25 protein-coding genes are annotated in these 22,636 nt (G+C 57.0%); 13 read left to right on the forward strand and 12 right to left on the reverse strand.

Going from position 1 to position 22,636, the window contains the following annotated elements:
- The first annotated feature begins 95 nt into the window (after positions 1-95).
- From LCM21_RS03595 to LCM21_RS03615, 5 genes are all read left to right on the forward strand, one after another.
- The gene (locus tag LCM21_RS03595; RefSeq protein ID WP_224889357.1) at positions 96-1,415 is read left to right on the forward strand and encodes a glutamine synthetase family protein; all 1,320 of its coding nucleotides are present in this window, start codon (positions 96-98) and stop codon (positions 1,413-1,415) included.
- A 70-nt stretch (positions 1,416-1,485) separates the two neighbouring features.
- Positions 1,486-2,166, forward strand: coding sequence for a type 1 glutamine amidotransferase (locus tag LCM21_RS03600; RefSeq protein ID WP_224889358.1), 681 nt, complete (start codon positions 1,486-1,488; stop codon positions 2,164-2,166).
- Positions 2,166-3,524 carry a glutamine synthetase family protein gene (locus tag LCM21_RS03605; protein WP_224889359.1) on the forward strand — a complete coding sequence of 453 codons (1,359 nt, stop codon included), beginning with the start codon at positions 2,166-2,168 and terminating at the stop codon, positions 3,522-3,524. The genes LCM21_RS03600 and LCM21_RS03605 overlap by 1 nt, the downstream gene beginning before the upstream one ends.
- A gap of 8 nt (positions 3,525-3,532) precedes the next feature.
- Positions 3,533-4,837, forward strand: coding sequence for an NAD(P)/FAD-dependent oxidoreductase (locus LCM21_RS03610; protein WP_224889360.1), 1,305 nt, complete (start codon positions 3,533-3,535; stop codon positions 4,835-4,837).
- Positions 4,838-4,950: 113 nt separating this feature from the next.
- Positions 4,951-6,165, forward strand: coding sequence for a DegT/DnrJ/EryC1/StrS family aminotransferase (locus tag LCM21_RS03615; protein WP_224889361.1), 1,215 nt, complete (start codon positions 4,951-4,953; stop codon positions 6,163-6,165).
- Between the two features lie 3 nt (positions 6,166-6,168).
- Here the strand turns inward: LCM21_RS03615 and LCM21_RS03620 are convergent, their stop codons facing one another.
- The 4 genes from LCM21_RS03620 to LCM21_RS03635 all read right to left on the reverse strand — a co-directional run bounded on the left by LCM21_RS03620 (position 6,169) and on the right by LCM21_RS03635 (position 10,001).
- A complete protein-coding gene (locus LCM21_RS03620) occupies positions 6,169-6,930 on the reverse strand; it encodes a trypsin-like serine peptidase (RefSeq protein WP_224889362.1) in 762 nt (253 codons plus the stop codon).
- 11 nt (positions 6,931-6,941) lie between these two features.
- Positions 6,942-7,493 carry a polyhydroxyalkanoate synthesis repressor PhaR gene (gene phaR / locus LCM21_RS03625; RefSeq protein ID WP_224889363.1) on the reverse strand — a complete coding sequence of 184 codons (552 nt, stop codon included), beginning with the start codon at positions 7,491-7,493 and terminating at the stop codon, positions 6,942-6,944.
- A gap of 135 nt (positions 7,494-7,628) precedes the next feature.
- Complete coding sequence (locus LCM21_RS03630; protein ID WP_068332173.1) at positions 7,629-8,075, reverse strand: phasin family protein; 447 nt, start codon at positions 8,073-8,075, stop codon at positions 7,629-7,631.
- Between the two features lie 129 nt (positions 8,076-8,204).
- Entirely contained in the window at positions 8,205-10,001 is a 1,797-nt protein-coding gene (locus tag LCM21_RS03635; RefSeq protein WP_224889364.1) for a PHA/PHB synthase family protein, read from the reverse strand.
- Between the two features lie 113 nt (positions 10,002-10,114).
- On the opposite strand from LCM21_RS03635, the gene phaZ reads away from it, so the two are divergent.
- Together phaZ and LCM21_RS03645 are read left to right on the forward strand one after the other, a co-directional pair.
- Entirely contained in the window at positions 10,115-11,386 is a 1,272-nt protein-coding gene (gene phaZ / locus LCM21_RS03640; RefSeq protein ID WP_224889365.1) for a polyhydroxyalkanoate depolymerase, read from the forward strand.
- Between the two features lie 2 nt (positions 11,387-11,388).
- Positions 11,389-11,973, forward strand: a complete 585-nt coding sequence (locus LCM21_RS03645; RefSeq protein ID WP_224889366.1) for a DUF6151 family protein — start codon at positions 11,389-11,391, stop codon at positions 11,971-11,973.
- Here the strand turns inward: LCM21_RS03645 and LCM21_RS03650 are convergent.
- The 4 genes from LCM21_RS03650 to LCM21_RS03665 all read right to left on the reverse strand — a co-directional run bounded on the left by LCM21_RS03650 (position 11,964) and on the right by LCM21_RS03665 (position 15,142).
- Positions 11,964-12,680, reverse strand: coding sequence for an alpha/beta fold hydrolase (locus LCM21_RS03650; protein WP_224889367.1), 717 nt, complete (start codon positions 12,678-12,680; stop codon positions 11,964-11,966). The genes LCM21_RS03645 and LCM21_RS03650 overlap by 10 nt on opposite strands.
- Before the next feature lie 82 nt (positions 12,681-12,762).
- Positions 12,763-13,377 (reverse strand): hypothetical protein, encoded by a 615-nt coding sequence (locus LCM21_RS03655; protein WP_224889714.1) that lies wholly within the window; start codon positions 13,375-13,377, stop codon positions 12,763-12,765.
- Positions 13,378-13,397: 20 nt separating this feature from the next.
- Positions 13,398-14,393, reverse strand: a complete 996-nt coding sequence (locus LCM21_RS03660; RefSeq protein WP_224889368.1) for an alpha/beta hydrolase — start codon at positions 14,391-14,393, stop codon at positions 13,398-13,400.
- Positions 14,393-15,142, reverse strand: coding sequence for an alpha/beta fold hydrolase (locus LCM21_RS03665; protein ID WP_224889369.1), 750 nt, complete (start codon positions 15,140-15,142; stop codon positions 14,393-14,395). Before LCM21_RS03665 ends, LCM21_RS03660 begins: the two co-directional genes overlap by 1 nt.
- Positions 15,143-15,357: 215 nt before the next feature.
- Here LCM21_RS03665 and thrS point away from each other — a divergent pair, with 215 nt between their 5' ends.
- The 5 genes from thrS (at position 15,358) to LCM21_RS03690 (ending at position 20,049) form a co-directional block, all read left to right on the forward strand.
- A complete protein-coding gene (gene thrS, locus LCM21_RS03670; protein ID WP_224889370.1) occupies positions 15,358-17,316 on the forward strand; it encodes a threonine--tRNA ligase in 1,959 nt (652 codons plus the stop codon).
- Positions 17,317-17,535: 219 nt separating this feature from the next.
- Entirely contained in the window at positions 17,536-17,838 is a 303-nt protein-coding gene (locus LCM21_RS03675) for a BufA1 family periplasmic bufferin-type metallophore (protein WP_068332193.1), read from the forward strand.
- 71 nt (positions 17,839-17,909) lie between these two features.
- On the forward strand, positions 17,910-18,767 hold the full coding sequence (gene bufB, locus LCM21_RS03680) for an MNIO family bufferin maturase (RefSeq protein WP_224889371.1): 858 nt from the start codon (positions 17,910-17,912) through the stop codon (positions 18,765-18,767).
- Complete coding sequence (locus tag LCM21_RS03685; RefSeq protein WP_224889372.1) at positions 18,764-19,525, forward strand: HvfC/BufC N-terminal domain-containing protein; 762 nt, start codon at positions 18,764-18,766, stop codon at positions 19,523-19,525. The genes bufB and LCM21_RS03685 overlap by 4 nt, the downstream gene beginning before the upstream one ends.
- A complete protein-coding gene (locus LCM21_RS03690; RefSeq protein WP_224889373.1) occupies positions 19,522-20,049 on the forward strand; it encodes a DoxX family protein in 528 nt (175 codons plus the stop codon). Before LCM21_RS03685 ends, LCM21_RS03690 begins: the two co-directional genes overlap by 4 nt.
- Position 20,050: 1 nt before the next feature.
- Here the strand turns inward: LCM21_RS03690 and LCM21_RS03695 are convergent, their stop codons facing one another.
- Together LCM21_RS03695 and LCM21_RS03700 are read right to left on the reverse strand one after the other, a co-directional pair.
- Entirely contained in the window at positions 20,051-20,419 is a 369-nt protein-coding gene (locus tag LCM21_RS03695) for a hypothetical protein (protein WP_224889374.1), read from the reverse strand.
- Between the two features lie 41 nt (positions 20,420-20,460).
- A complete protein-coding gene (locus tag LCM21_RS03700) occupies positions 20,461-20,778 on the reverse strand; it encodes an ArsC/Spx/MgsR family protein (RefSeq protein WP_224889375.1) in 318 nt (105 codons plus the stop codon).
- A 216-nt stretch (positions 20,779-20,994) separates the two neighbouring features.
- Here LCM21_RS03700 and LCM21_RS03705 point away from each other — a divergent pair, with 216 nt between their 5' ends.
- A complete protein-coding gene (locus LCM21_RS03705) occupies positions 20,995-21,201 on the forward strand; it encodes a cold-shock protein (protein ID WP_008758035.1) in 207 nt (68 codons plus the stop codon).
- Between the two features lie 84 nt (positions 21,202-21,285).
- Here LCM21_RS03705 and LCM21_RS03710 read toward each other — a convergent pair whose 3' ends face one another.
- Both LCM21_RS03710 and thyX read right to left on the reverse strand, forming a co-directional pair.
- Positions 21,286-21,594 (reverse strand): hypothetical protein, encoded by a 309-nt coding sequence (locus LCM21_RS03710; protein ID WP_224889376.1) that lies wholly within the window; start codon positions 21,592-21,594, stop codon positions 21,286-21,288.
- A gap of 53 nt (positions 21,595-21,647) precedes the next feature.
- Positions 21,648-22,559, reverse strand: coding sequence for an FAD-dependent thymidylate synthase (gene thyX / locus LCM21_RS03715; RefSeq protein WP_224889377.1), 912 nt, complete (start codon positions 22,557-22,559; stop codon positions 21,648-21,650).
- Positions 22,560-22,636 lie beyond the last annotated feature (77 nt).

The following is a 22,636-nucleotide window of genomic DNA, read 5'->3' on the forward strand; positions in this document are numbered from 1 at the left end:
GCTGCTGAGTCGCTGTATTGATAATTTGATCAAATTTAGTGACAAGACACGCGGTCTCGATTACATCTCGGACAAGATGATGGATGGAGACCCCGATGGACCTGAGCACCCTGCACAGTTTTCGCGTTGCTGCCTGCGATCTGAATGGTCAAATGCGCGGCAAGCGCGTGCCGCCGTCATATTCGGACAAACTATCTAAAGGGGCAGTACGGATGCCTTTTTCTGCGCTCAATGTCGATCTTTGGGGCGCGGATATTGCAGGCAGCCCGCTGGTCTTCGAATCCGGCGACGCGGATGGAATGCTGCTGCCAACAGATCGCGGCCCGGTGCCGATGCCCTGGCTGGCCGTGGACACAGCCCTGGTTCCGATGTGCCTGCATGATGATGCCGGTGCGCCTTTCGCCGGAGACCCCCGGCACGCCTTGGCTTCGGTGCTGCACCGCTATGCCCAGCGCGATTGGTCCGTCGCCGCCGCAACCGAGCTGGAATTTACGCTGCTGGACGCCTCTGGCCCACAGCCTCAACCTCCGGTCAACCCGGTGACCGGGCGTCGGTTGACGGACGAAGCCGTACTGTCCATGGCGGAAATGGATGCTTTCGATTCATTCTTTACCGACCTGTACGACGGCTGTGCCGAAATGGGCATTCCCGCCCAAACCGCCATTTCCGAAAGCGGTATTGGCCAGTTCGAAATCAACCTGAACCATCAAGATGCCATGCGGTGCGCCGATGATACATGGCTTTTCAAGGCATTGACGCGTGGTCTGGCACGCAAACATGGGTTCACTGCCACGTTCATGTCCAAGCCTTACGCCGAAGACGCAGGAAACGGGATGCATGTGCATTTCTCGGTCGTGGACGGCAAGGGCCGAAATGTATTCGACAATGGCGGCCCCAAAGGCACCGATTTGCTACGCTGGGCTGTTGCGGGATGCTTGGCGGCAATGCCGGGCAGTACGCTGATATTTGCACCCCACGGAAACTCTTACACCCGTCTCGTACCCGGCGCACATGCGCCCACCGGCGCCAGTTGGGCCTATGAAAACCGAACCGCCGCCGTGCGCATCCCCGGAGGCGCCCCGGCCGCGCGTCGGATCGAACACCGCGTCGCGGGTGGCGATATCAACCCTTACCTGATGCTTGCCGCCGTTCTTGGTGCCGCGTTGAACGGGATTGAGGACGAGCTCGACCCCCCTGCCCCTATCTCGGGCAATGCGTATGAGATCGACGGCCTGCCGCAATTGGCAACAGACTGGGCGGACGCCATTGCAGCGTTTGAAACCGATCCACAGGTTGCGCGCATCTTCTCGGCCGATCTGATCCGTTTTTTAGCCATGACAAAACGGCAGGAAATCAGACGCTTTGGCGACCGCCCGCCCGAAGACCACTGGCTCAGCTATCTTGAAGCGGTGTGACCCCTCTTGCCCGCTTGAATTGGGTGGGTTACAGTAAATTTGATCAAATTTGGCGACCCGCGATACACTCATGAAAATCGGCATCCTTCTGACCGGCCACCGCCCTGACGCGTTGCAAAACGAGTTCAGCGAATATGACGCGATGTTTCGCGACCTTCTGGATGGCAATGGCTTTACGTACGAAACCTTTGCTGTCGTGGATGGCCAGTTCCCCAAAGATGAATTTCAGGCCGACGGCTGGATCATCACCGGCTCGCGCCACGGCGCATATGAAGATCACCCCTGGATTCCACCGCTGGAAACCCTGATCCGAGACATACAGAAAAGCGGCCGTCCTTTGATCGGTGTCTGCTTTGGCCACCAGATCATTGCGCAGGCCTTGGGCGGCAAGGTCGAGAAATTCAAGGGCGGCTGGGCCGTCGGGCGCACGGACTACGACTATGACGGTCAGACTTTGACGCTTAATGCCTGGCATCAGGATCAGGTGGTCGCCCTACCCGAAGGCGCGCGTGTTCTGGGGTCCAACGCGTTCTGCGAAAACGCCATGGTGGCCTATGGCGACAATATTTGGACGGTTCAGGCGCATCCCGAATATGGCGACGGGTTCATTCAGGGCCTGATGGACACGCGCGGCAAGGGCGTTGTTCCCGATGATCTGATGCAAGCCGCCGCAAATCGCCTGCCCGCCGCAAACGACAACCCGAAGATCGGACAACTCATGGCGGAGTTTCTGAAGAAAGAGAGGGCCTGATGGCCGACTGGAAAGATCAACTGCCGCAGGCTGCACGCACCTATATCGAAGGTCAGCGTCTGGATGAGGTCGAGTGCATCATCGCCGACCTGCCGGGCATCGCGCGTGGCAAGGCTGTTCCGGCATCCAAATTCGCCCGACAGGATTACTTCCATCTGCCGGACAGCATCTTCTACCAGACCATCACAGGTGACTGGGGCGAAGCAGCGGGCGAGGATGGGTTCATCGAACGCGACATGATCCTGAAACCCGATTTCTCGACCGCATCAGCCGCCCCCTGGACTGGCGACTGGACGCTTCAGGTGATCCACGACGCCTATGACCGGGATGGAGAGCCTATCCCTTTCAGCCCCCGCAACGTGCTGAAACGGGTGGTGCAGCTGTACCGCGACAAGGGCTGGAAGCCGATTGTCGCGCCTGAGATGGAGTTCTTTCTGGTCGCGCCTAACGTCGATCCGGCGCAAGGCATCAAGCCGATGATGGGCCGCTCGGGGCGTCCGGCGGCGGCGCGGCAGGCGTATTCAATGACAGCAGTGGATGAGTTCGGCCCGGTCATCGACGACATCTATGACTTTGCCGAACACCAAGGGTTCGAGATCGACGGCATCACGCAAGAAGGCGGTGCCGGTCAGTTGGAAATCAATCTGCGCCACGGTGATCCCGTCAAACTGGCTGATGAGGTCTTTTATTTCAAACGCCTGATCCGCGAGGCCGCGTTGCGTCACAATTGCTTTGCCACCTTCATGGCAAAACCAATCGCGGATGAACCCGGCTCTGCCATGCACATCCACCACTCGATTACCGATATTGAGACCGGACAGAATATCTTCTCCGGCCCGCAAGGAGGCGAGACTGACGCGTTCTACAACTTCATCGCCGGGCTGCAGAACCACCTGCCTGCAGGTCTGGCCGTGATGGCGCCCTATGTGAATTCCTACCGACGCTATGTGAAAGACCACGCAGCGCCGATCAATCTGGAATGGGCGCGCGACAATCGCACCACCGGTATCCGCGTACCTCTGTCCGGACCCGAGGCGCGCCGCGTGGAAAACCGTATCGCCGGGATGGATTGCAACCCCTATCTGGGGATCGCGTTATCGCTGGCCTGCGGTTATCTGGGGCTGACCCGTCAGGAACGCCCCCGCCGTCAGTTCTATGGCGATGCTTACGAAGGAGAAGGCGACATCCCGCAGGTAATGGGCAACGCGCTGGATCTGTTCGACGAAGCAACCGCACTGCACCAGGTTCTTGGCCCCGAGTTCGCCCGCGTCTACGGCATCGTGAAACGGGCCGAATATGAGGAGTTCTTGCAGGTGATCTCTCCGTGGGAGCGTGAGCATCTGCTGCTGAACGTCTGAGGCACGCAATGAACCTGCTCTATTCCAACGACCGCAAGGCCGAGTATCCGGCCAGTTGGTACGCTGCAACTGCAAATCCGATAGATCGGTTTCCGGTCTTATCCGGCGATGCCAAAGCCGATGTCTGTGTTGTCGGTGGCGGCTATACCGGCCTGTCCGCCGCGCTGCACCTGGCAGAGGCCGGGTTTAACGTTGTACTGCTTGAGGCCCACCGCGTGGGCTTTGGCGCTTCGGGTCGCAACGGCGGCCAATTGGGCAGCGCCCAACGGATGGATCAGGAGGATCTGGAGCGGCTGGTCGGCGATGAGGATGCCGCCAAGCTTTGGGATTTGGCCGAGGATGCAAAAGATCTGGTTAAGTCGCTGATCGCGAAGCATCAGATCAACTGCGACCTGAAGCCCGGCGTCGCTGTGTTGGGCCTGTCGACCTCTGAGCAGAATGAGTTGCACGAACACGCCGCCCATTTGTCGGATCGGTATGGCTATGACCAGATCGAGTTGCTTGACGAAGCCTCAGGGCACGGGCTTTGCCCCTCACCAACCTATCGGGGCGGGTATTTGGACATGGGCGCTGCGCATCTGCATCCGTTGAACTATTGCTTGGGGCTGGCGCAAGCGGCGGCAAAGGCTGGGGTGAGCATCTTTGAAAGCACCGAGGTCACCGCTATTGAAGAAGGCCAACCTGCAAAAGTGCGTACCGCAAATGGTACGGTCAGCGCGGATCACGTTATTCTGGCCTGCAACGGGTATCTTGGCGATCTGAACCGCAAAGTGGCTGCGCGGGTCATGCCGATAAACAATTTCATCGCGGCGACGGAACCTTTGTGTAAAGACGCCGCGCGTATTCTGACCCAAGACATCGCGGTGGCCGATACCAAATTCGTTGTGAATTACTTCCGGCTCAGCGCCGATGGCCGCCTTTTGTTTGGGGGCGGCGAAAGTTATGGCTACCGTTTCCCGAGCGACATCGCGGCCAAAGTCCGTAAACCGATGGTTGAGATCTTTCCGCATCTGCGCGACGTGAAGATCGACTATGCCTGGGGCGGAACGCTGGCCATCACCATGCGGCGTATGCCCTATCTGGCGCGGGTCGGGTCAAATATCCTTTCCGCGTCGGGCTATTCCGGCCACGGGGTCGGTACAGCCACTCATGCTGGTCAACTGATGGCGCTGGCCATTCAAGGGCAAGCCGAAGGCTTTGATACACTATCGCGCGTACCCGCCCTTCCGTTCCCCGGCGGCCCTGCGCTGCGCAGCCCGCTTCTGGTGCTGGCAATGACTTGGTTTGCCCTGCGGGATCGCCTCGGCCTTTAGCTTCGATGAAGTACGACAGATTGGTGAAAATTCGCCCACTTGGCGATTGAGGGGTTTCTTTGTCCCAGGAATAGCTTTATCTTTCCCAAAGATAGAATTCGGGAAAACCAAATATGACGCTTCCTCCAAACGTTCATGATGCCGAACCCATCCCCGCAGCCGCAAGAGAAGCCATTGACGCCCTGATGCAGTCAGGCGACCTGTTTCGCTATACCGCGCCGCAGGATGCGCCGGTTGCGTTGCTCGAAGCGGAGTTCGCAGAACTTCTGGGCACGAAATACGCTCTGGCGGTTTCGTCCTGCTCTGCCGCTTTGTTCCTGTCGCTCAAGGCACTTGGCCTGCCGCGCGACGCCCGTGTTTTGATCCCCGGCTTTACATTCGCTGCCGTGCCGTCCTCGGTCATTCACGCAGACTGTATTCCGGTGCTGTGCGAAGTAAGCGAAAACTATCGTATCGACATGGCCGATTTCGCCGCCAAATTGGACAATGTGCAGGCGGTCATCATCAGCCATATGCGTGGTCACACTTCGGACATGGACGCGATCATGGCCCTGTGTAACGCACGCAATATCCCAGTGATCGAGGATGCGGCGCATTCGCTGGGAACCACCTGGCATGGGCAGAATATTGGCACCATTGGCAAGGTCGGCTGTTTCTCGTTCCAGTCTTACAAGATGATCAACGCTGGCGAAGGTGGCATTCTGATCACCGACGACGCAGACCTTGTAGCCCGCGCCGTGATCATGTCGGGCGCTTATGAGCATAACTGGAAGAAACACAAAGGTCCGCGCGGCGACAACTCGCCCGAGTTAGAACAAGCCTTTGCCCGCTGGCAGAACCAAGTGCCGCTGTATAACCTGCGGATGAACAACCTGAGCGCCGCCGTGATCCGCCCGCAATTGCCGGAACTGGCGCGCCGCGTGCGCGATGGCCTCAGCAACCACGATTATGTCGCTGAGCGCCTGAACACGTCGCCCCATATCGACGTCCCTGCCCCACTGGCCCCCGAACGTCGCGCACCGGATTCGATCCAGTTTAATCTGGTTGGAATGGACGAAGGTGAAATTCGCGCCTTTGCCGCCGCTTCCGAAGCGCGCGGTGTTAAGGTTCAGGTCTTCGGGCTCAGCGAAGACAACGCGCGTGCGTATTGGAACTGGCAATTCCTGCCTGAAAAGTTCGATTTGCCGAAAACGCGCGACATGTTGATGAGGGCGTGTGATGTCAGACTGCCCGTGCGGTTGACGCGGGCCGAACTGGACGTGATCGCCGATATCCTGCTGGCCTCGGTGGGTGAGGTAACTGGCCCGGTTCCCGCCTACGGCACGTGACGCCTATTCAGCGTCTAGACCAAAACCATCGACGGATAAGAACAGCGCCGTAACCCCGTCTGGGGTTGCCGCGACTGAAGAAAGAATTGCCACAACCTGAGGGCCGTTTGGCGTATCCGCCAATAGCGGTGCACCTGAGTCGCCCATCATGACGGGACAGACGGCCAACAGAACCCCTTCGGCCACGGTTTGAGCACGGCAGTCATCGGTCCGGCTGAGCACATGAGGCCGCAATCCGGGATAGCCCGCTACGAACGTAGTCGCGCCATCCGGTTCCGCAAGCGGCAGAAACCCTACGACCTGCTCAAGCGGCTCGCTGAGTTCAAGAATAGCCCAGTCCAATTCCGCACGGCTTTCGAAAGCACCTTCTACACCCTGTTCAGGATGCGTCCGGTAGTCCTGAACAGCCGAGACAGCAACAGCTTTCCCACGTTGATAACCAGCCGCAAACCGAATGCTGGACGGTGGAATCCAACGCTTGCGTTGCGCATTGTAGAGGCAATGGGCCGCGGTCAGAACCAGCCGGTCCGACACCAGAACACCTGTGCAATGGGACCGCTGATCCCGGCTGGCAAAATTTATCCGCCCAATCGCATACCAAGGCGCCGTGTCCGCATCCAGAATCTCGCGTGCGCGAATGGCGTCGCACCCGTCAGCCGATTTTGTACCCAGCGTACAAACCGAAGACCAGTTTTCCGAGAAAACGCCCTGTGACAGCGCGGGCTGGGTCCAAAGTACAGCGGCACTCAGGATCAGCCAGCGCATCACTCCACAGGTCAGTTCAATTTCGAGAGCTTTTGCTGCAACTCAGCCAATTGCTTTTTAATATCGTCCAGATCTTCTTTGGATTCGGGCGCATCGCCTTCACTATCCGGTCCTGACCAGGCACCCGAAAGACCTCCGGTCATCGCCTTTAAAAAGGCCTGTTGCTGCGCCTTCATCGCTTCGAACCCCGGCATCTGTGACATCGGGTTCATCGCGTTCATGTTTTCCATCATCTTGCTTTGGCTTTCGCGCAGCATCTCGAACGAGCTTTGCAGGAACTGCGGCATCATCCCCCCACCGGGGATCATGTAGCTGCGAACCAGATCATTCAGAACATTGACGGGAAGGACATTTTCGCCCCGGCTTTCATGCTCGGCAATGATTTGAAGTAAATACTGCCGGGTCAGATCATCCCCGGTTTTCAGATCAATGATCTGTACCTCACGACCGTCGCGGATAAACGCCGCGATATCTTCGAGCGTGACGTAGTCACTGGTCTCAGTGTTATACAGCCGACGGCTGGCATAGCGCTTGATCAACAGCGGTTTTTCTTGTTCTGACACCGTTTACCCTCCCCAAGGATGATGCGTTGCAGCAGAGGTTATGCGAGCGCAGAACAAAAAGAAAGGGCAGGTCAAAGGACCTGCCCAACGCGATTGCACCAGATGGGAGGAACGGGTGCGCTTCGCGGCCTTGTCTTACTTGGCAGTTGCGGCTTTCTTGGCAGCAGCTGTCACGTCGTTGGTTGCTTTTTTGACGACAGCAGTTGCGTCTTCAGCAGCTTCTTTGCCAGCAGCCATCAGCAGCTCGATGGTTTCGGTCTGCAGTTTCTTGGCAACCTCAGCGAAAGCAGCCATGTTTTCAGCAGCAACTTCGGCCGACGCGCTTGCGAAATCGGTTGCGGCTTTTGCATAGTCAGCAGGCTCTGCCTTTGCTTTCGACATTTCTGTCAGTTTAGCCAAGGTGTCTTTGGTCCATTTGCTCGAAATTTCGGCCGATTTCTCGGCGGCTTCCAAAGCAACGCCCGACAGTTTTTCGTTCAGCGACGCTGTCGATTTGAACGCACCTTCCAGTGCCGCGGTGTCAACAGGGAATGCACCCATCATGTCTTTCAGAGTAGCGGTAAAGTCTTGCGTCTTTGCCATTGTCCTAATCCTTATTGCCGAACCGGGCCCACCCCGGTTTTCATCAGCTTGAGGACAATATGAATGCTGCGGCGCAGCATTTCAAGTATTTTTTGCTGCACCGCAGAAATTTTTTGTTTCAGAATGAAATCAGGCGTTTGGGTCGGCCACTACATACGTTCCGGGTGCCGGTGCCAACCGTGGGTGTTTCGAATCACCAGTATCGCGGGCAGGAACCTGCTTGCCTGAACGCTTCTTGAGCCAGGCCTCCCACATCGGCCACCAAGAGCCTTCGTGGAAGTCCGCCTCTTTCAGCCACGTATCTGCCTCTGCCGTCAGATCCGGGTTCGTATAGTGGCCGTATTTCTTTTTACTGGGAGGGTTCACAATCCCTGCGATGTGACCGGATTCCGAGACAACAAACGTCTTTGACCGCGACCCCATCATCTGCACCCCGCGGTAACAGTCCTTCCACGCCGCGATATGGTCAGTCTCGCACGTGATTGCCATAAGCGGCACATCGACGTCACGAACATGCAGCTTATGACCCAAAAGCTCGAACCCGTCTTCTGCGAATTCGTTGCGCTGGCAAAGGCCACGCAGATACTGAACTGTCATCTTGGCCGGAAGGTTGGCCCCGTCCCCGTTCCAGAACAGCAGATCAAAGGCCGGCGGAACCTCTCCCATCATATAGCTGCGGATGGCTGGTCCGTAGACCAGGTCGCGCGACCGCAGAAACGACATGGTGCGCCCCATAATCCAGGATCGCAATACGCCTTTCTTGGTAACTTCTTCCTCGACCCCGTCGATGAAATCATTCTGCAGGAAGGGCGTGAACTCACCCTGATCGGAAAAGTCCGTGAGCGCGGTAAAAAGGGTCGCCGATTTGATCGACTTGTCGCCGCGTTGTTTCAACAACGACAGAGTCAGACTCAGCGTCGTGCCCGCGATACAGTACCCGATCGCGTTAACCTGTTTGACCTTGCAAATCTTCTTGGCAACATCGACCGCAGTCAGGAACCCGTCCTGGACGTAATCCTCCATCCCCGTATCTGCATAGCTTTCATCCGGGTTGACCCAACTGATTACGAACAGGGTATAGCCCTGTTCGGTGATCCATTTGATCATGCTGTTCTGTGCCTTGAGGTCGAGTATGTAGAACTTGTTGATCCAGGGTGGGAACAGCACGACCGGCGTTTCATACACGGTCTCGGTCGCAGGCTTGTACTGGATCAGTTCCATCATCCTGTTGCGATAGACCACGTCGCCCGGTGTGGTCGCCAGATTTCCACCGACCTCGAAAGCGTTCTCATCGGCAAGCTTAACCACCAATTCGCCATCATTGGCCTCAAGGTCCGCAACAAGGTTTTCCAGCCCCTGAATGAGCGACTGCCCCTCTGTCTCGACAGCCTTTTCCAGCGCATCCGGGTTGGTCGCCAGAAAATTCGTCGGCGCCATCATGTCGATAATCTGCTGCGAGAAATACTGCAGACGCCGTTTGTCCTTGGCATCGAGATCCTCAACCGATGCCACCGCCTGCGCGATAGCTGCCGAATTGGTCTGGTATTGCTGGCGGATCAGGCGGAAGTAAGGGTTTGTCTCCCACATTGGGTTGGAAAATCGTTTGTCGTCCAGGGGGGTCTCTTCGACCTCGCCGGTTGTGATCGCCTGCTGCGCCTCGGCAAAGTTCAAAACCGACTTGCCCCAGTACTCAATCTGCTGTTCAAGCAATTTGGCGGGATTATGCCATGCCTCGGACCAATATGCCGTTGCTGCTTTTGCAAAAAGCTCTTGATTCGGGGCGTCCAAGGCCGGGGTATGCGGCTGTTTTACCGCCATGACTTCGATCAGCCGCTTGGAAAGCTGTTCGACCTTTTCCATATTTTCTTTAAGTCGTTCAATGTTTTGTTCAGTAGCTTCTGGCATTTGGTCTTCACTTATTGTCATTTTAACAATTCCCCCCTAACCTTGCTGCTGTGCAGAATAACGCCGTGGGTGTCGGGGGGCAAAGCGGTGAATGGTCCGAACTTTAAGGCTGACATTCAGGAGGCCCCTTTTCCATGCGCTATATGATGACATACGACCTGATGGAGACGGTGCGCAACACCAACCAATGGATGGGTGCAACCGCCAGCGCCATGGCATCCTACCCCGCTTTCTCTATGGCGCCCAATCCTGTTTTTAGCATGATGGCCGCCTGGGGCGAAGTGACCGAGCGTACGTTCCAGCGCATGGTCGTCAAACCGGACTGGGGCATTCGCACCTTTACCTGCGAGGATGGGAAGGACCACCTTGTCGACGTCACCACGGTTGTTGAACGTCCGTTTGGTGACCTTGTGCATTTCCGTGTGAACGGCCGTGAAGAGCAGCCGCGCAAGGTGCTTTTGGTTGCGCCTATGTCCGGCCACTATGCCACTTTGCTTCGGTCGACCGTGAAAAGTCTGCTGGTTAACTGCGAGGTCTATATCACTGACTGGCATAACGCGCGCGACATTCCCGTGTCCGAAGGTAAGTTCGATGTAGAGGACTATACACTCTATCTTGTCGATTTCATGAAAGAACTTGGCCCTGACACGCATGTTGTGGCCGTTTGCCAACCTGCGCCTCTCACATTGGCCGCGACAGCCTATCTGGCTGAGGTCGAACCAAAGGCACAACCCAGCACCCTGACCTTGATTGGCGGACCCGTCGACCCGGACGCCACGCCCACCGATGTCACCGATTTCGGGCGTCGTGTCACGATGGGGCAACTGGAAGAGACGATGATCCAGCGCGTCGGTTTCAAATACAAGGGCGTTGGCCGGATGGTCTATCCGGGTCTTCTTCAATTGGCGTCCTTCATGTCAATGAATGCAGAGCGCCATTCCAAAGCGTTTTCTGACCAGATTCAGCGGGTTATGCGGGGTGAGGCCTCGGATCACGATGCGCACAACCGGTTTTACGACGAATACCTCGCCGTCATGGATATGACCGCCGAATTCTATCTTTCGACGGTCGAGCGTGTGTTCAAAAACCGCGAGATTGCCCGGAACGAATTTGTCGTCGCTGGTCACAAGGTGGATATCGGCAAGATCACCGATGTCGCGGTAAAGACCGTCGAGGGCGCGAATGATGATATCTCGGCCCCCGGCCAGTGTATCGCGGCCCTTGATCTGTGCACCGGTCTGCCGGATACGAAAAAGGCCAGTCATGTCGAACCCGGTGCTGGTCACTATGGTATTTTTGCTGGCCGCAGCTGGCGCGACAATATCCGGCCGCTGGTGATTGATTTCATGAACGCCAATACGCGCAAACCGCGCCGGCGGGCCGCCAACAAGAACAAAGTCGCTTAAAGATGAGTTCAACAGCGGGCGAGGGGATGGCCTTCTCCTGCATTTGCGGCGCGTTGCAAGGGCGTATCACGGCTGCCGGCGTGCAATCTGGCACTCATGTCGGCTGCTTCTGTCGTGATTGTCGCGCGGCCCAGTTGTATTTTGGGCAACCTGGCCCGGCCCCCGGCCCTGTCGATATCCTGCAAATGAGCCCGGAAGAAATCCGGATCGACAAGGGGGCTGAGTATCTTGCGTTGATGCAACTCAGTCCCAAGGGAATGCTGCGCTGGTATGCAAAGTGTTGCAATGCGCCGCTTGCAACCACGGCGCGCACGGTCAAAGTTCCGTTTGCCGGATTTATCGCAAATCGGTTCGTCGACCCCGGCGGGCTTGGCCCAATAACGACTCGGGGATTTGTGCCCCAGCCAGACGGTAAGCAGAAACACGAAAACCTACGCTATGCGGTGGTTGGGATGCTCAGGCGCCTCGCCAAATCCTGGGTGTCCGGCAGTTGGAAAAACACGCCGTTCTTTGATTGTGACAGCGGTGAGCCGGTCGCCGTACCAATCATTCTCAGCAAGGCTGAGCGGGCAAAGTTCTATACATAGGCCGCCCGTACCGGGGTACTGAGCCATTCCGTCAGCGCCTGATTTACAACTTGTGCTGCTTCGAGAGTTGGAAGGTGCCCAGCCTCATCCACAACCTTAAGCTCCGCATCTGGAATGAGTTCAGCCATGAAAGCGTGCTTTCGCTGCGGTGTTATCGTGTCATATGCGCCGCAAAGCACCAGTGTTGGCACCTTGATATGTCTTAATTCACCCTGCTGATCCGGTCGTCTTTGCATGGCTCGGATTTGACGTTCAAAAACCTCAGGTCCGACCTCCTGCGCCATCGAAACAACCTCATTCAGAATTGGAATGCGCCGAGGTCCCGGCGCCAACGCTTCAGACCCGATGATCTTGCGCATCACCTCTTCGAGCCGGTCCATTTTGGCCCCGACCACCAGTTCTTCGCGCGCCGCCGCTGCCTGCGGGGTATCGGCCTGTGCATCGGTCGCCATCAGACACAGCCGAGACACCCGATCCGGTGCGCGTCGAATAAGCTCTAGCGCAACCACACCGCCCATGCCCAAACCACCCAGCGCAAACCGATGTGGCAATTGGTCCAGCAGGGCCGATGCAATTTCTTCGACGCGTTCGCCTATTGAAATCGGTGCAACTGTTACGGCGCGGGATCGTGACAAGCAGGTGATCTGAGGTGCAAAAAGACGTGCATCGCACATCATTTCAGGCAGTAAAACCAGCGGCTCAATCACGCGGGGCCTCGTAACACTTCAGATATTCCAATAGTCTTTCCCAACAGGATGAGAGGTTTTGCACCACCGGGCAAGTTAAACTTCAGGGATAGGAAATCCCCCGAAAAGGTGGGAAATCCGAATATCTTTCGCGGCGTGCCTTTTGGTTTTCACTTGGCTCTTCTCCGGGACGCAGCAGACAGCCGCGCGGTGCGATATAGCTGTCGATGCGACGATGTGGCTTGGGCCGCCAAACCAGATTAAAGGCGCAGAGCTTGGGAAAGAACCAGATCTCGGAATAGTCCAGATGGTCATGCATCCACCACGCCAGATCACGCCAATCGCGCCCGGCATCGTATTGGTCGGCAAACCACGGAATAACAATCGAGGCCCCGGCAATGCGCGCGTCGCCCTCTCCCCTGTCCCAGATGTGACACTCTAGCGGGTTATCGTTGCGGGCGCAGTTCAACCGGTTTTCATTCCCGAACCGGTTCAAAGAGGGTGAGCGATACCCGGACCGGACCGCGATCCGCCCGAAGGTTTCCTCCAACGGGTCAAGCAAGGTCTGGCACAACCCTCGCCCGGTTTCGATGGCAAGATCAGGATTGTCGGGAAGGTTCTGTTTTTCGTGGAAATTCCCGATCTCTGAATACAGAAAATCCCGCATAAAGAAATGCCGGGACAGGCGCACACGGCCAAGCGCTTCAAGGCTCCACATGCTGCCCAGTTTACGCATCCCTACTCTATACCTATTCCGTTCAGCCACTCCATAATACCCGTCACAGCGGCGTCAGTCTGCCCGGGAGACATCAGCCGCCCCGCAATCACATGCGATGCAGGATCATCCCCCGGCCCCATGGTCACCAGCTCTACCGTCGCAGGGCCACCCCATACCTCGGCCACTTTGTGGGTCAGATCTGGCCGCACCACCTGATCGTCATCCGAGAACCAAAACAACGCCGGTAACTTGGCCTCCGACACGTCCAGCCCATAGACGGTTTCGACCAACGCAGTCATCGGAACCACCGCCTCCCACGGGTAGACCGATGTCCAGTACGTGTTCTTTTCAGGGTCTTGGCCCGAGACATCGCGGGTTTCCCCCATCACCATCGGCAGCCAACCGCGTGCCCAGGGCAAACCAGGTATCCAAGCACCCCGAGCGTTCACACCGAAGTTGGGCGAGACAAAGACAATCCCGGCTACGTCCTTACTCAGACCCTCGTCCAACGCGGCAGCTACGGCTAAGGTGCCACCGGTCGAGGTCGAAATGACAACAACCTTATCGCCAACCGCCCGCGCGGCGGCCAAACCCTCGGCCATGTCATCCATCCAGCCCGATGCCGTTCCTTCGGCCAAAGCATCGCCCTCCTGTCGCCCGTGGCCTTGCAAGCGGGTATAAACAAGGTTAGCCCCCAGCGCGTCAGCCACCAAATCGGGCACCGGGCGGATTTCCTCGGACGAGGCAGAGAATCCGTGAACGTAGAGCACCGATACCGGCGTTCGCTGCTCTTCAAAGCCGTCTTGCCAGATCACGCGCTTTTCAACGCCCGGAACGATGTCGTCATAGGCAGACTCGGTACTTTCGAAATAAACTTGGACACCTTCGCCGAACTTGCGCGGATCAAAGCGTGGATTCATATTCACTTCTTCTCGCGGGCCAAGCCAATAGACCAGCCCGCAAATCACAGTCAGCGCAAGCAGCGCGCGCCCTAGAAGCCAACCGAAACGTTGCATCAACCTTTCCCCATGACTTCAAGCACGGCCTGTTCGATCAGGCTCAGACAGGGACCATCAGAAAACCGGTGATCCGCATCCTTGACCATAAGCAAGCGCATATCCGGTCCAGTCGCGTGGTTCAGCAACCGCACGGCCGTTTCCGTTGACACCGCCGTATCCGCCGTTCCTTGCAAAAAACGCACCGGAAAAGGCAAGTTCAATGGGTCACGCAACACAAGGCGCTGCCGCCCATCGGTGATCATTCGTTTGGTGATGATGTACGGCTCCATGTAGTCCGAAGGCAATTCGACGTGACCAACGCTGTCCAGCGCGGCCTTTTGCTCATCACTGAAGGATGCCCAATACCCATCCTCGGTAAAGTCCGGTGCAGCAGCGATAGTGACCATGCCTGCAAACCGCTCGGGCATCGCTTTGGCCAACAACAGCGCCTGCCACCCTCCCATGGATGATCCCACAACGATCAAAGGCCCGTCAGTTAGTGCAGTGACAGCAGCAACCGTATCCTCGTGCCAATCCCCGATACAGCCATCGGTAAACGCTTCAGAGCTTTCGCCGTGGCCAGAATAATCAAACCGCAGGAACGCCTGCCCGCGCGCCTGCGCCCAGGCGTCAAGATGCACCGCCTTGGTGCCCTCCATATCCGATTTCAAACCGCCCAGAAAAACAATGGTCGGCCCGGCCCCCTCACTCTTGTGATAGGCCAATCGCCGTCCCTGCGATGTTTCCAAAATTTCCGCTGCTGCCATGAAACCCTCTTTTCTTTTGCAGCATCATGCACGCAACGCGCCCAAGCGCAATTCCCGGATCCCACTTCATCTGGCCCCAAATATCCCGGGGAGCGCGAGGGGCCGGCCCCTCGCCACCGCCCTTGACACACACGCCACCACCTGCCACATGGGCCAAACACACATAACCCGCAACCGGGCGTTCAGTGGGCGCCAAACCGACGAGGAGAGCCGATATGGCCCTGGATGCAAAATCCGTCTCACTCACCTTTCCCGATGGCAATGCACGATCCTACGACGCAGGCGTTACGCCGGCGCAGGTGGCTGCCGATATCTCAACCTCGCTGGCAAAAAAGGCGATCTCGGCCACGGTGAATGGTCAGCACTGGGATCTGCAATGGCCGATTGAGGCGGATGCCGACATCGCCATCCACACCATGAAGGATGAGGTTCAGGCCAATGAACTGATCCGCCACGATCTGGCGCATGTCATGGCCCGCGCGGTACAGGAAATCTGGCCCGCGACCAAGGTCACTATCGGCCCCGTAATCGAAAACGGCTGGTACTACGACTTTGACCGCGAAGAACCTTTTACGCCCGAAGATCTTGGCCTCATCGAGAAAAAGATGAAAGAGATCATCAACAAGCGCGACCCCGTCACCACCGAGGTTTGGGACCGTCACCGCGCAATCGAGTTCTACAAGGCCAATAACGAGCCCTACAAGGTCGAGTTGATCGAAGCCATTCCGGGCGATGAGCCGTTGCGTATGTACTGGCACGGACATTGGCAGGACCTGTGCCGCGGCCCGCATTTGCAGCATACCGGCCAATTGCCCGGTGACTCGTTCAAGCTGATGTCCATCGCCGGCGCCTATTGGCGCGGGGACAGCAACCGCGCAATGCTGCAACGCATCTACGGCGTGGCATTCACCGGCAAAGAAAAGCTGAAAGCCCACCTGCATATGCTGGAAGAGGCCGCCAAGCGCGACCACCGTAAGCTGGGCAAGGAAATGGACCTGTTCCATATGCAGGAAGAGGCACCGGGACAGATCTTCTGGCACCCCAACGGCTGGACCATCTACACGCAGTTGCAGGACTACATGCGCCGCAAGCAACGTGCCGGCGGTTATCGCGAGATCAATACGCCACAGGTCGTTGACCGCAAACTGTGGGAGGCCTCGGGCCATTGGGACAAATACCAGGAACACATGTTCATCGTCGAGGTCGAAGAGGAACACGCCAAGGAAAAGGCGATCAACGCCCTGAAGCCGATGAATTGCCCCTGCCATGTCCAGGTTTTCAACCAGGGCCTGAAATCTTACCGGGACCTGCCCCTGCGGCTGGCCGAATTCGGCTCGTGTTCCCGCTATGAACCCTCCGGGGCCCTGCATGGCATCATGCGGGTGCGCGGATTCACACAGGATGATGCACACATTTTCTGCACCGAAGACCAGATCGAGGCCGAATGCGCAAAGTTCATCAACTTCCTGGCCGAGATATACAAAGACCTTGGCTTTGAGCAGTTCGAGATCAAGTTCGCCACGCGTCCGGAAAAACGTGTAGGTAGCGACGAAAGTTGGGATCATGTCGAGGGCGCGCTCGAAGGCGCGATCAAGGCGACGGGCCGCGACTTCACGCTCGAACCCGGCGATGGCGCCTTCTATGGGCCAAAGCTGGACTTCTACCTGACCGACGCGATTGGCCGGGTATGGCAGTGCGGCACGTTCCAGGTTGATCCGAACCTGCCCGAAAGGCTGGGTGCCACGTATATTGCCGCCGACGGCAGCAAGAACCGCCCCTACATGCTGCATCGCGCCTGTCTGGGCTCGTTCGAGCGCTTCATCGGCATCCTGATCGAAGAACACGCGGGCAAGTTGCCCTTCTGGCTTGCGCCGCGCCAGGTGGTTGTCGCTTCGATAACGTCCGAGGCCGACGACTACGTCATGGAAGTGGTCGAGGCCCTCAAGTCAGCCGGTGTGCGGGCCGAGGCGGATATCCGCAATGAAAAGATCAACTACAAGGTCCGCGAACACTCGGTCGGCAAGGTACCGGTTATCCTGGCCGTGGGTCACCGCGAAGTCGAGGAACGTACTGTGACAGTCCGCCGTTTGGGTGAAAAACAAACGCAGGTTCAATCGCTTGAGGCTGTAACAAACGAACTTTCCAAGGCCGCCACCCCGCCTGATCTGATGTAACATTGGCAGCAAATTGCCGGAAATCCGGCCCTGATTTTGGGGCCGGGTTGAAATATTTGTCATTTTTCAATTTCAAAACAGTCTGTTAACTTGCAATAGGGCATGACTTATCCTGACGGGCTTGTGAGACACGGGCTCGTGAATTCAACTCTGCCCGACAAGCCATTACCTTTGTTATCGTTAAAACAGACATACGCAGTCACCAAAAGGAACACCGAGATGTCGAACACAGCAAAAACCCTGGTTATCGCAAGCGCCGTAGCAGCAGCAGTTGCAGGCACCGCAACCACCGCAACCGCTCAGGCCAAAGAAAAGTGCTACGGCATTTCGCTGGCTGGTGAGAACGACTGTGCCGCGGGTCCCGGCACCACCTGCGCAGGCAGCTCGACTGTCGACTATCAGGGCAACGCGTGGACCCTTGTTGATGCAGGCACCTGCGCAGATATCGAACTGCCGGCACAAGCCGATGGTACTCCGCGCAAAGGTTCGCTGGAAGCACAAGACCGCGACCTGCCGGCATAAGATCTTGTTCTGAAAATTCGGGGGCGGGCCACAATGCCCGCCCTTTGTTCTTCGTAATCGAGGATCTGGCAATGTTGGATGATGCACTTAGGTCAAACCGTCTGCCCGCGGCGCCGGGCGTTGGATACAAACCGCAGCATTTTGCGCAGATACTTGAACAGGCGCAGCCCGTCGCGTGGCTAGAGATTCATGCCGAGAACTATATGGGCGATGGTGGGCGGCCTCTTGCCCAGCTACGGCATCTCTCCGAAAAGTTTCCGATTTCGGTTCATGGCGTCGGCCTGTCAATCGGGGGGGAAGGTCCGCTGGACGCCGAGCATCTGGCGCGTCTGAAGCATTTGGTCGGCTGGCTGGACCCTGCCAGCTTTTCTGAACACTTGGCCTGGTCAACGCATGACAGCCATTTCCTGAACGACCTTTTGCCCCTTCCTTATACGGACGCAACGCTGGCCCGCGTCTGTGAACATATTGATCAGGTACAAGAGGTTGTGGGCAGGCAAATGCTGCTTGAAAACCCCTCCAGCTATCTCGCGTTCGAGGAAAGCACCTGGTCCGAACCTGATTTCCTGCGCGAGGTCTCACAGCGTACCGGATGTGGATTGTTGCTGGACGTGAACAATGTGTTCGTGTCGGCCACCAATCTGGAGTTCTCGCCGCAGGGCTATATCGACGCCTATCCCCTAGATAAAGTTGGCGAAATTCACCTTGGCGGCCATGATGAAGATCAGGATGACCACGGCCACCCCCTGTTGATCGACAGTCACGGGCGTGAGGTTGTCGACCCGGTCTGGGCGCTGCTAGACTACGTTCTTGAAAAGTCAGGCCCCAAACCATTGCTGGTTGAATGGGACACCGATGTCCCTGACTGGCCCGTATTGCGGGCCGAAGCGGACCGCGCGCAGGCGGCACTGGATCGAGTTCCGGCATGAGCGTCTCACAGACAGCTTTTCGCGCTGCGCTGCTGGACCCGTCTGCAGCCATCCCAGAGGGGCTTCTGGACGCTGCCGCACACCCCGCTGGGCGCCGGTTCAACGTGTATCGGAACAACGTGGCGGCTTCGCTCACAGAAGCGATGCATCAGGCCTTTCCTGTCATTGCAAAACTGCTTGGCGCGCAAAACATGGATGGCCTGTCCGGAATCTTCCTGCGCCAGCATCCGCCCTCATCACCCCTGATGATGTTCTATGGCGAGGCCTTCCCGGACTTTCTGGCCGGAATGGGGCAGCTTTCACATCTTGGCTACCTACCCGATGTCGCACGGCTAGAGCTGGCCTTGCGTCACGCATACCACGCTGCGGATAGTCAGGCCGCCCCGGCGGATGCGCTGGCGATTCCACCCGAGGATATCATGAACGCGCGCTTGGAATTTGCCCCGTCGATGCAGGTTCTGCGCTCTGAATGGCCGATTTATTCCATCTGGCGTTTCAACTCCGAAGAAGGCGCACCAAAACCCGAACCTAGTGCCCAGGACGTTCTGATTACACGGCCCGACTATGACCCGCTTCCACAGTTACTGCCAGCCGGTGGTGCGCAGTGGATTGCGGGCCTTCAGGCCGGAAAAACCATTGGTGTCACGTTTGAAGAAACAGCGGCACAATCCCCCGAGTTTGACCTTGGGGCCACTCTGGCGCTTCTTTTGCAAGGCGGCGCAATAACTTCTGTGATTATCGAAAGGCTGGCAAAATGACTGCCCTGATCTCATTACACAACAACACTCTGGGACGACTGGAGTTGACCTCTGACTGGTTGACACCAACGTTGGCCCGGGTGGTCTTTGCGGCAACAATGCTGGTGTATTACTGGAACTCCGCAATGACGAAACTGGGCAACGGTTTCTTTGGCTTCCTGTTCCCATCCGACGGCGCCTATGTACAGATCTTCCCCAAGGCGATGGAAGCGGTCAGCTATGACAGCTCGCAACTGGGCATTATTCACTGGGCGATCGCTCTGGCAGGCACCTGGGCTGAATTCCTGCTGCCAGCAATGATCGTTGTCGGTCTGCTGTCGCGCTTTGCGGCACTTGGTATGATCGCATTTGTCTGGGTGCAGACTATTGTGGACGTCACCGGCCACGGTGCTGCGCTGGGTAGCTACTTTAGCAATGCGACAACCTTGCTGGACGATCGTACAATCTGGTCGTTCCTGTTTCTGGTGATCGTTATCAACGGTGCCGGTCCGCTTTCGCTGGACCGTATCCTGAAGATCAAGTGATCTAAAAATGCGCCTTGGGCTGGTCCGGTTTACCCGCGGCTAGCCCAAGGAGGCCCGCCACGGCCGCGAACGCAACCGGGAACATGGTAAACACGTTGAAGCCAAACGCGTAGTACATCCCGCCTGCTGAAATCAGTAACAACACGCCTCCAACCAGCGCCCGTGCATGGGCCATCGCACCACCGGCAATTGCCAGCAACGGCGCGATGATCGAAGCGATCTGTATGACCTGCGCGTTGTCGACCTGCTCGGCAAAACCCTCGATCTCTCCGTACCGGTCGATCAGTTCGACGTATCCATAGCCGAAAAAGCCAACGATCATACCGATCAGACCGGCGATAACGCCCAAAATCATAGCTGCGTTGCGCATTCATTACCCTCTTACTTGCGACAATTCACATAGTTACCCGTTTACTCGACGCCAAGACCCGCCCGTGTCTGCGGCGACCATCCCAGAAAAAGCTCACCATCACGCTCGATCAAGGGGCGCTTCATCAGGGTTGGATGATCTGCCAGCAGCTCCAGCGGCGGCCGCGCGCGCTGAGCATCGTCCAATCCGCGCCACGTTGTTGAGCGCGTGTTGAGCAAAGCCTCGCCGAAACGATCCAGCGCCTGTTGCAGCACATCCTCGGGCACACCGTCGCTGCGAACATCGAAGAACTTGGCTTCCGGAAGTGTTTTCAATGCTTTACGGCAGGTATCACAGGTTTTCAGGCCAAAAAGGCGCATATCTTGGGTCTTCCTTTTTTTGATTGAATTTTCAGCATTTTTCTACGCGCACGTCGGTAATTCTTGATTTTTTACTTTACCGTGCAATGTTGAAAAAGACGAAATACGCATTTCGGGCTGTATCGCATGTGCGGCACGGCGATGATTTGCGGCGACGTCAATCACTGCCCCCACCAATTTTGTGGGACAACGTGCAAGTAGAAGGAGACACGGGAAATGCCAACTGGCACCGTGAAATGGTTTAATACCACTAAAGGCTACGGCTTTATTGCGCCTGATGAAGGCGGCAAGGACGTATTTGTTCACATCTCGGCCGTTGAACGGTCTGGGCTGACTGGGCTGGCTGACAATCAGAAAGTCTCGTACGAGTTACAAGACGGACGTGACGGTCGCCAAATGGCAGCTGATTTGAAGCCGTTGTAAAACAGCCCCGCATAGAGCGGGCGGTCAAAACAGGCCAACGGCCAATTGACGGCCGTTGACCGCTTCCCAAAAGGTCAAAGCGCCTTACCCTCGTGCCGGGTCTTCATCGGCATGAGCATGCCAGTCGTGACCCATCGCGACGATACATGAGGTTCCGGTGGCATAGGTCATAACCATCGTCCAATCCCCTGATTTGCTCGTCCAAACCTCCATCACTTGCTCAGGGCTGCGGACGCCGGTTGCTGTACGTTTTGCGCGAAATTGGCGGGTCAGTTTTTCGTGCATACGAGAAGTTGGCTCGCAAATCACCTCGGCAATCGGGGATTCTGCATATGCTGCCGGCACCAACATCAGGCACAGGCAGACCATACATATCGCGGCAGTTCGGATCATACCTCGTTTGTAACGGTTTTACGACGATTTGTATAGACAAACGATATGCGAAATTAAGCCTTGCGAATAACCGCCTCGAACTCACGCCATTCCCGCGCCGTCATTCCGGAATTTTCCTGTGTCACCGCCTCACCCGTCAGCATCCTGCGCAGGCAGTCGACCATTTGCGCTGAAAGATTGACCGCGCCCAGACGGTAATCTTCAAACGCTTTGTAGGCAAAGGGCACCCAGTCGGCGACGATCTTGCACATAGTCTCGGCGTAGACGCGGATTTCGTACTGGGCGTGCGGGTCGGCCCGCAGACGCAGGAAGTGGAACAGATTGTGCAGGTCAACCTTCCAGTACCACTGTGTGTAGATATTGGCGGGCAGGTTCATCCGTGCCAGTTCACGTGCCAGCCCCTGCTGACCATCCTGACTGATCATTGCTTCGTAATTGTCATAGCAGCGCGCGCTATCCGCCTTAAGGATATCCAGAACCCGCGCTGCCTCTTGACCTTCCAAAGCAGAACCGCGGCCCTGATTGTTGACTTCGGACTGTGCTGCCACGTGATCGGGTGCCGGGATATAAAACTCACGATCCAGAATCGAGTAGCGCGCAGAATACTCGTTCACATTCGCAGTACGGTGGCGAATCCATTGCCGGGCAACAAATACGGGCAATTTGACGTGCAGCTTGACCTCACACATCTCGAACGGGGTCGAATGCCAATGACGCATCAGATAGCGGATCAAGCCTTCGTCATTCTGAACGGATTTGGTGCCTTTACCGTACGATACCCGCGCCGCCTGACAGATCGCCGCGTCATCACCCATATAGTCAATGACACGCACAAATCCGTGGTCCAGCACCTGATGCGCTGTATACAGATGCTCTTCCATACCCGCAGCCACAACGCGGCGTGTGGGATGCGATTGCGCCCGTTGCGCTTCGATCTCGGCCAGTTGGTCAGAGGACAGCGGCATGAAATTTCCTTTCCAGCAATGAGTCGTGTACCACTATATATCGGCAATTCTTCGACCGGAACCGCGATATGTGCGCT

The sequence above is a fragment of the Ruegeria profundi genome, assembly GCF_020171505.1.
In the GTDB taxonomy this organism is placed as follows: Bacteria; Pseudomonadota; Alphaproteobacteria; order Rhodobacterales; family Rhodobacteraceae; genus Ruegeria; species Ruegeria profundi.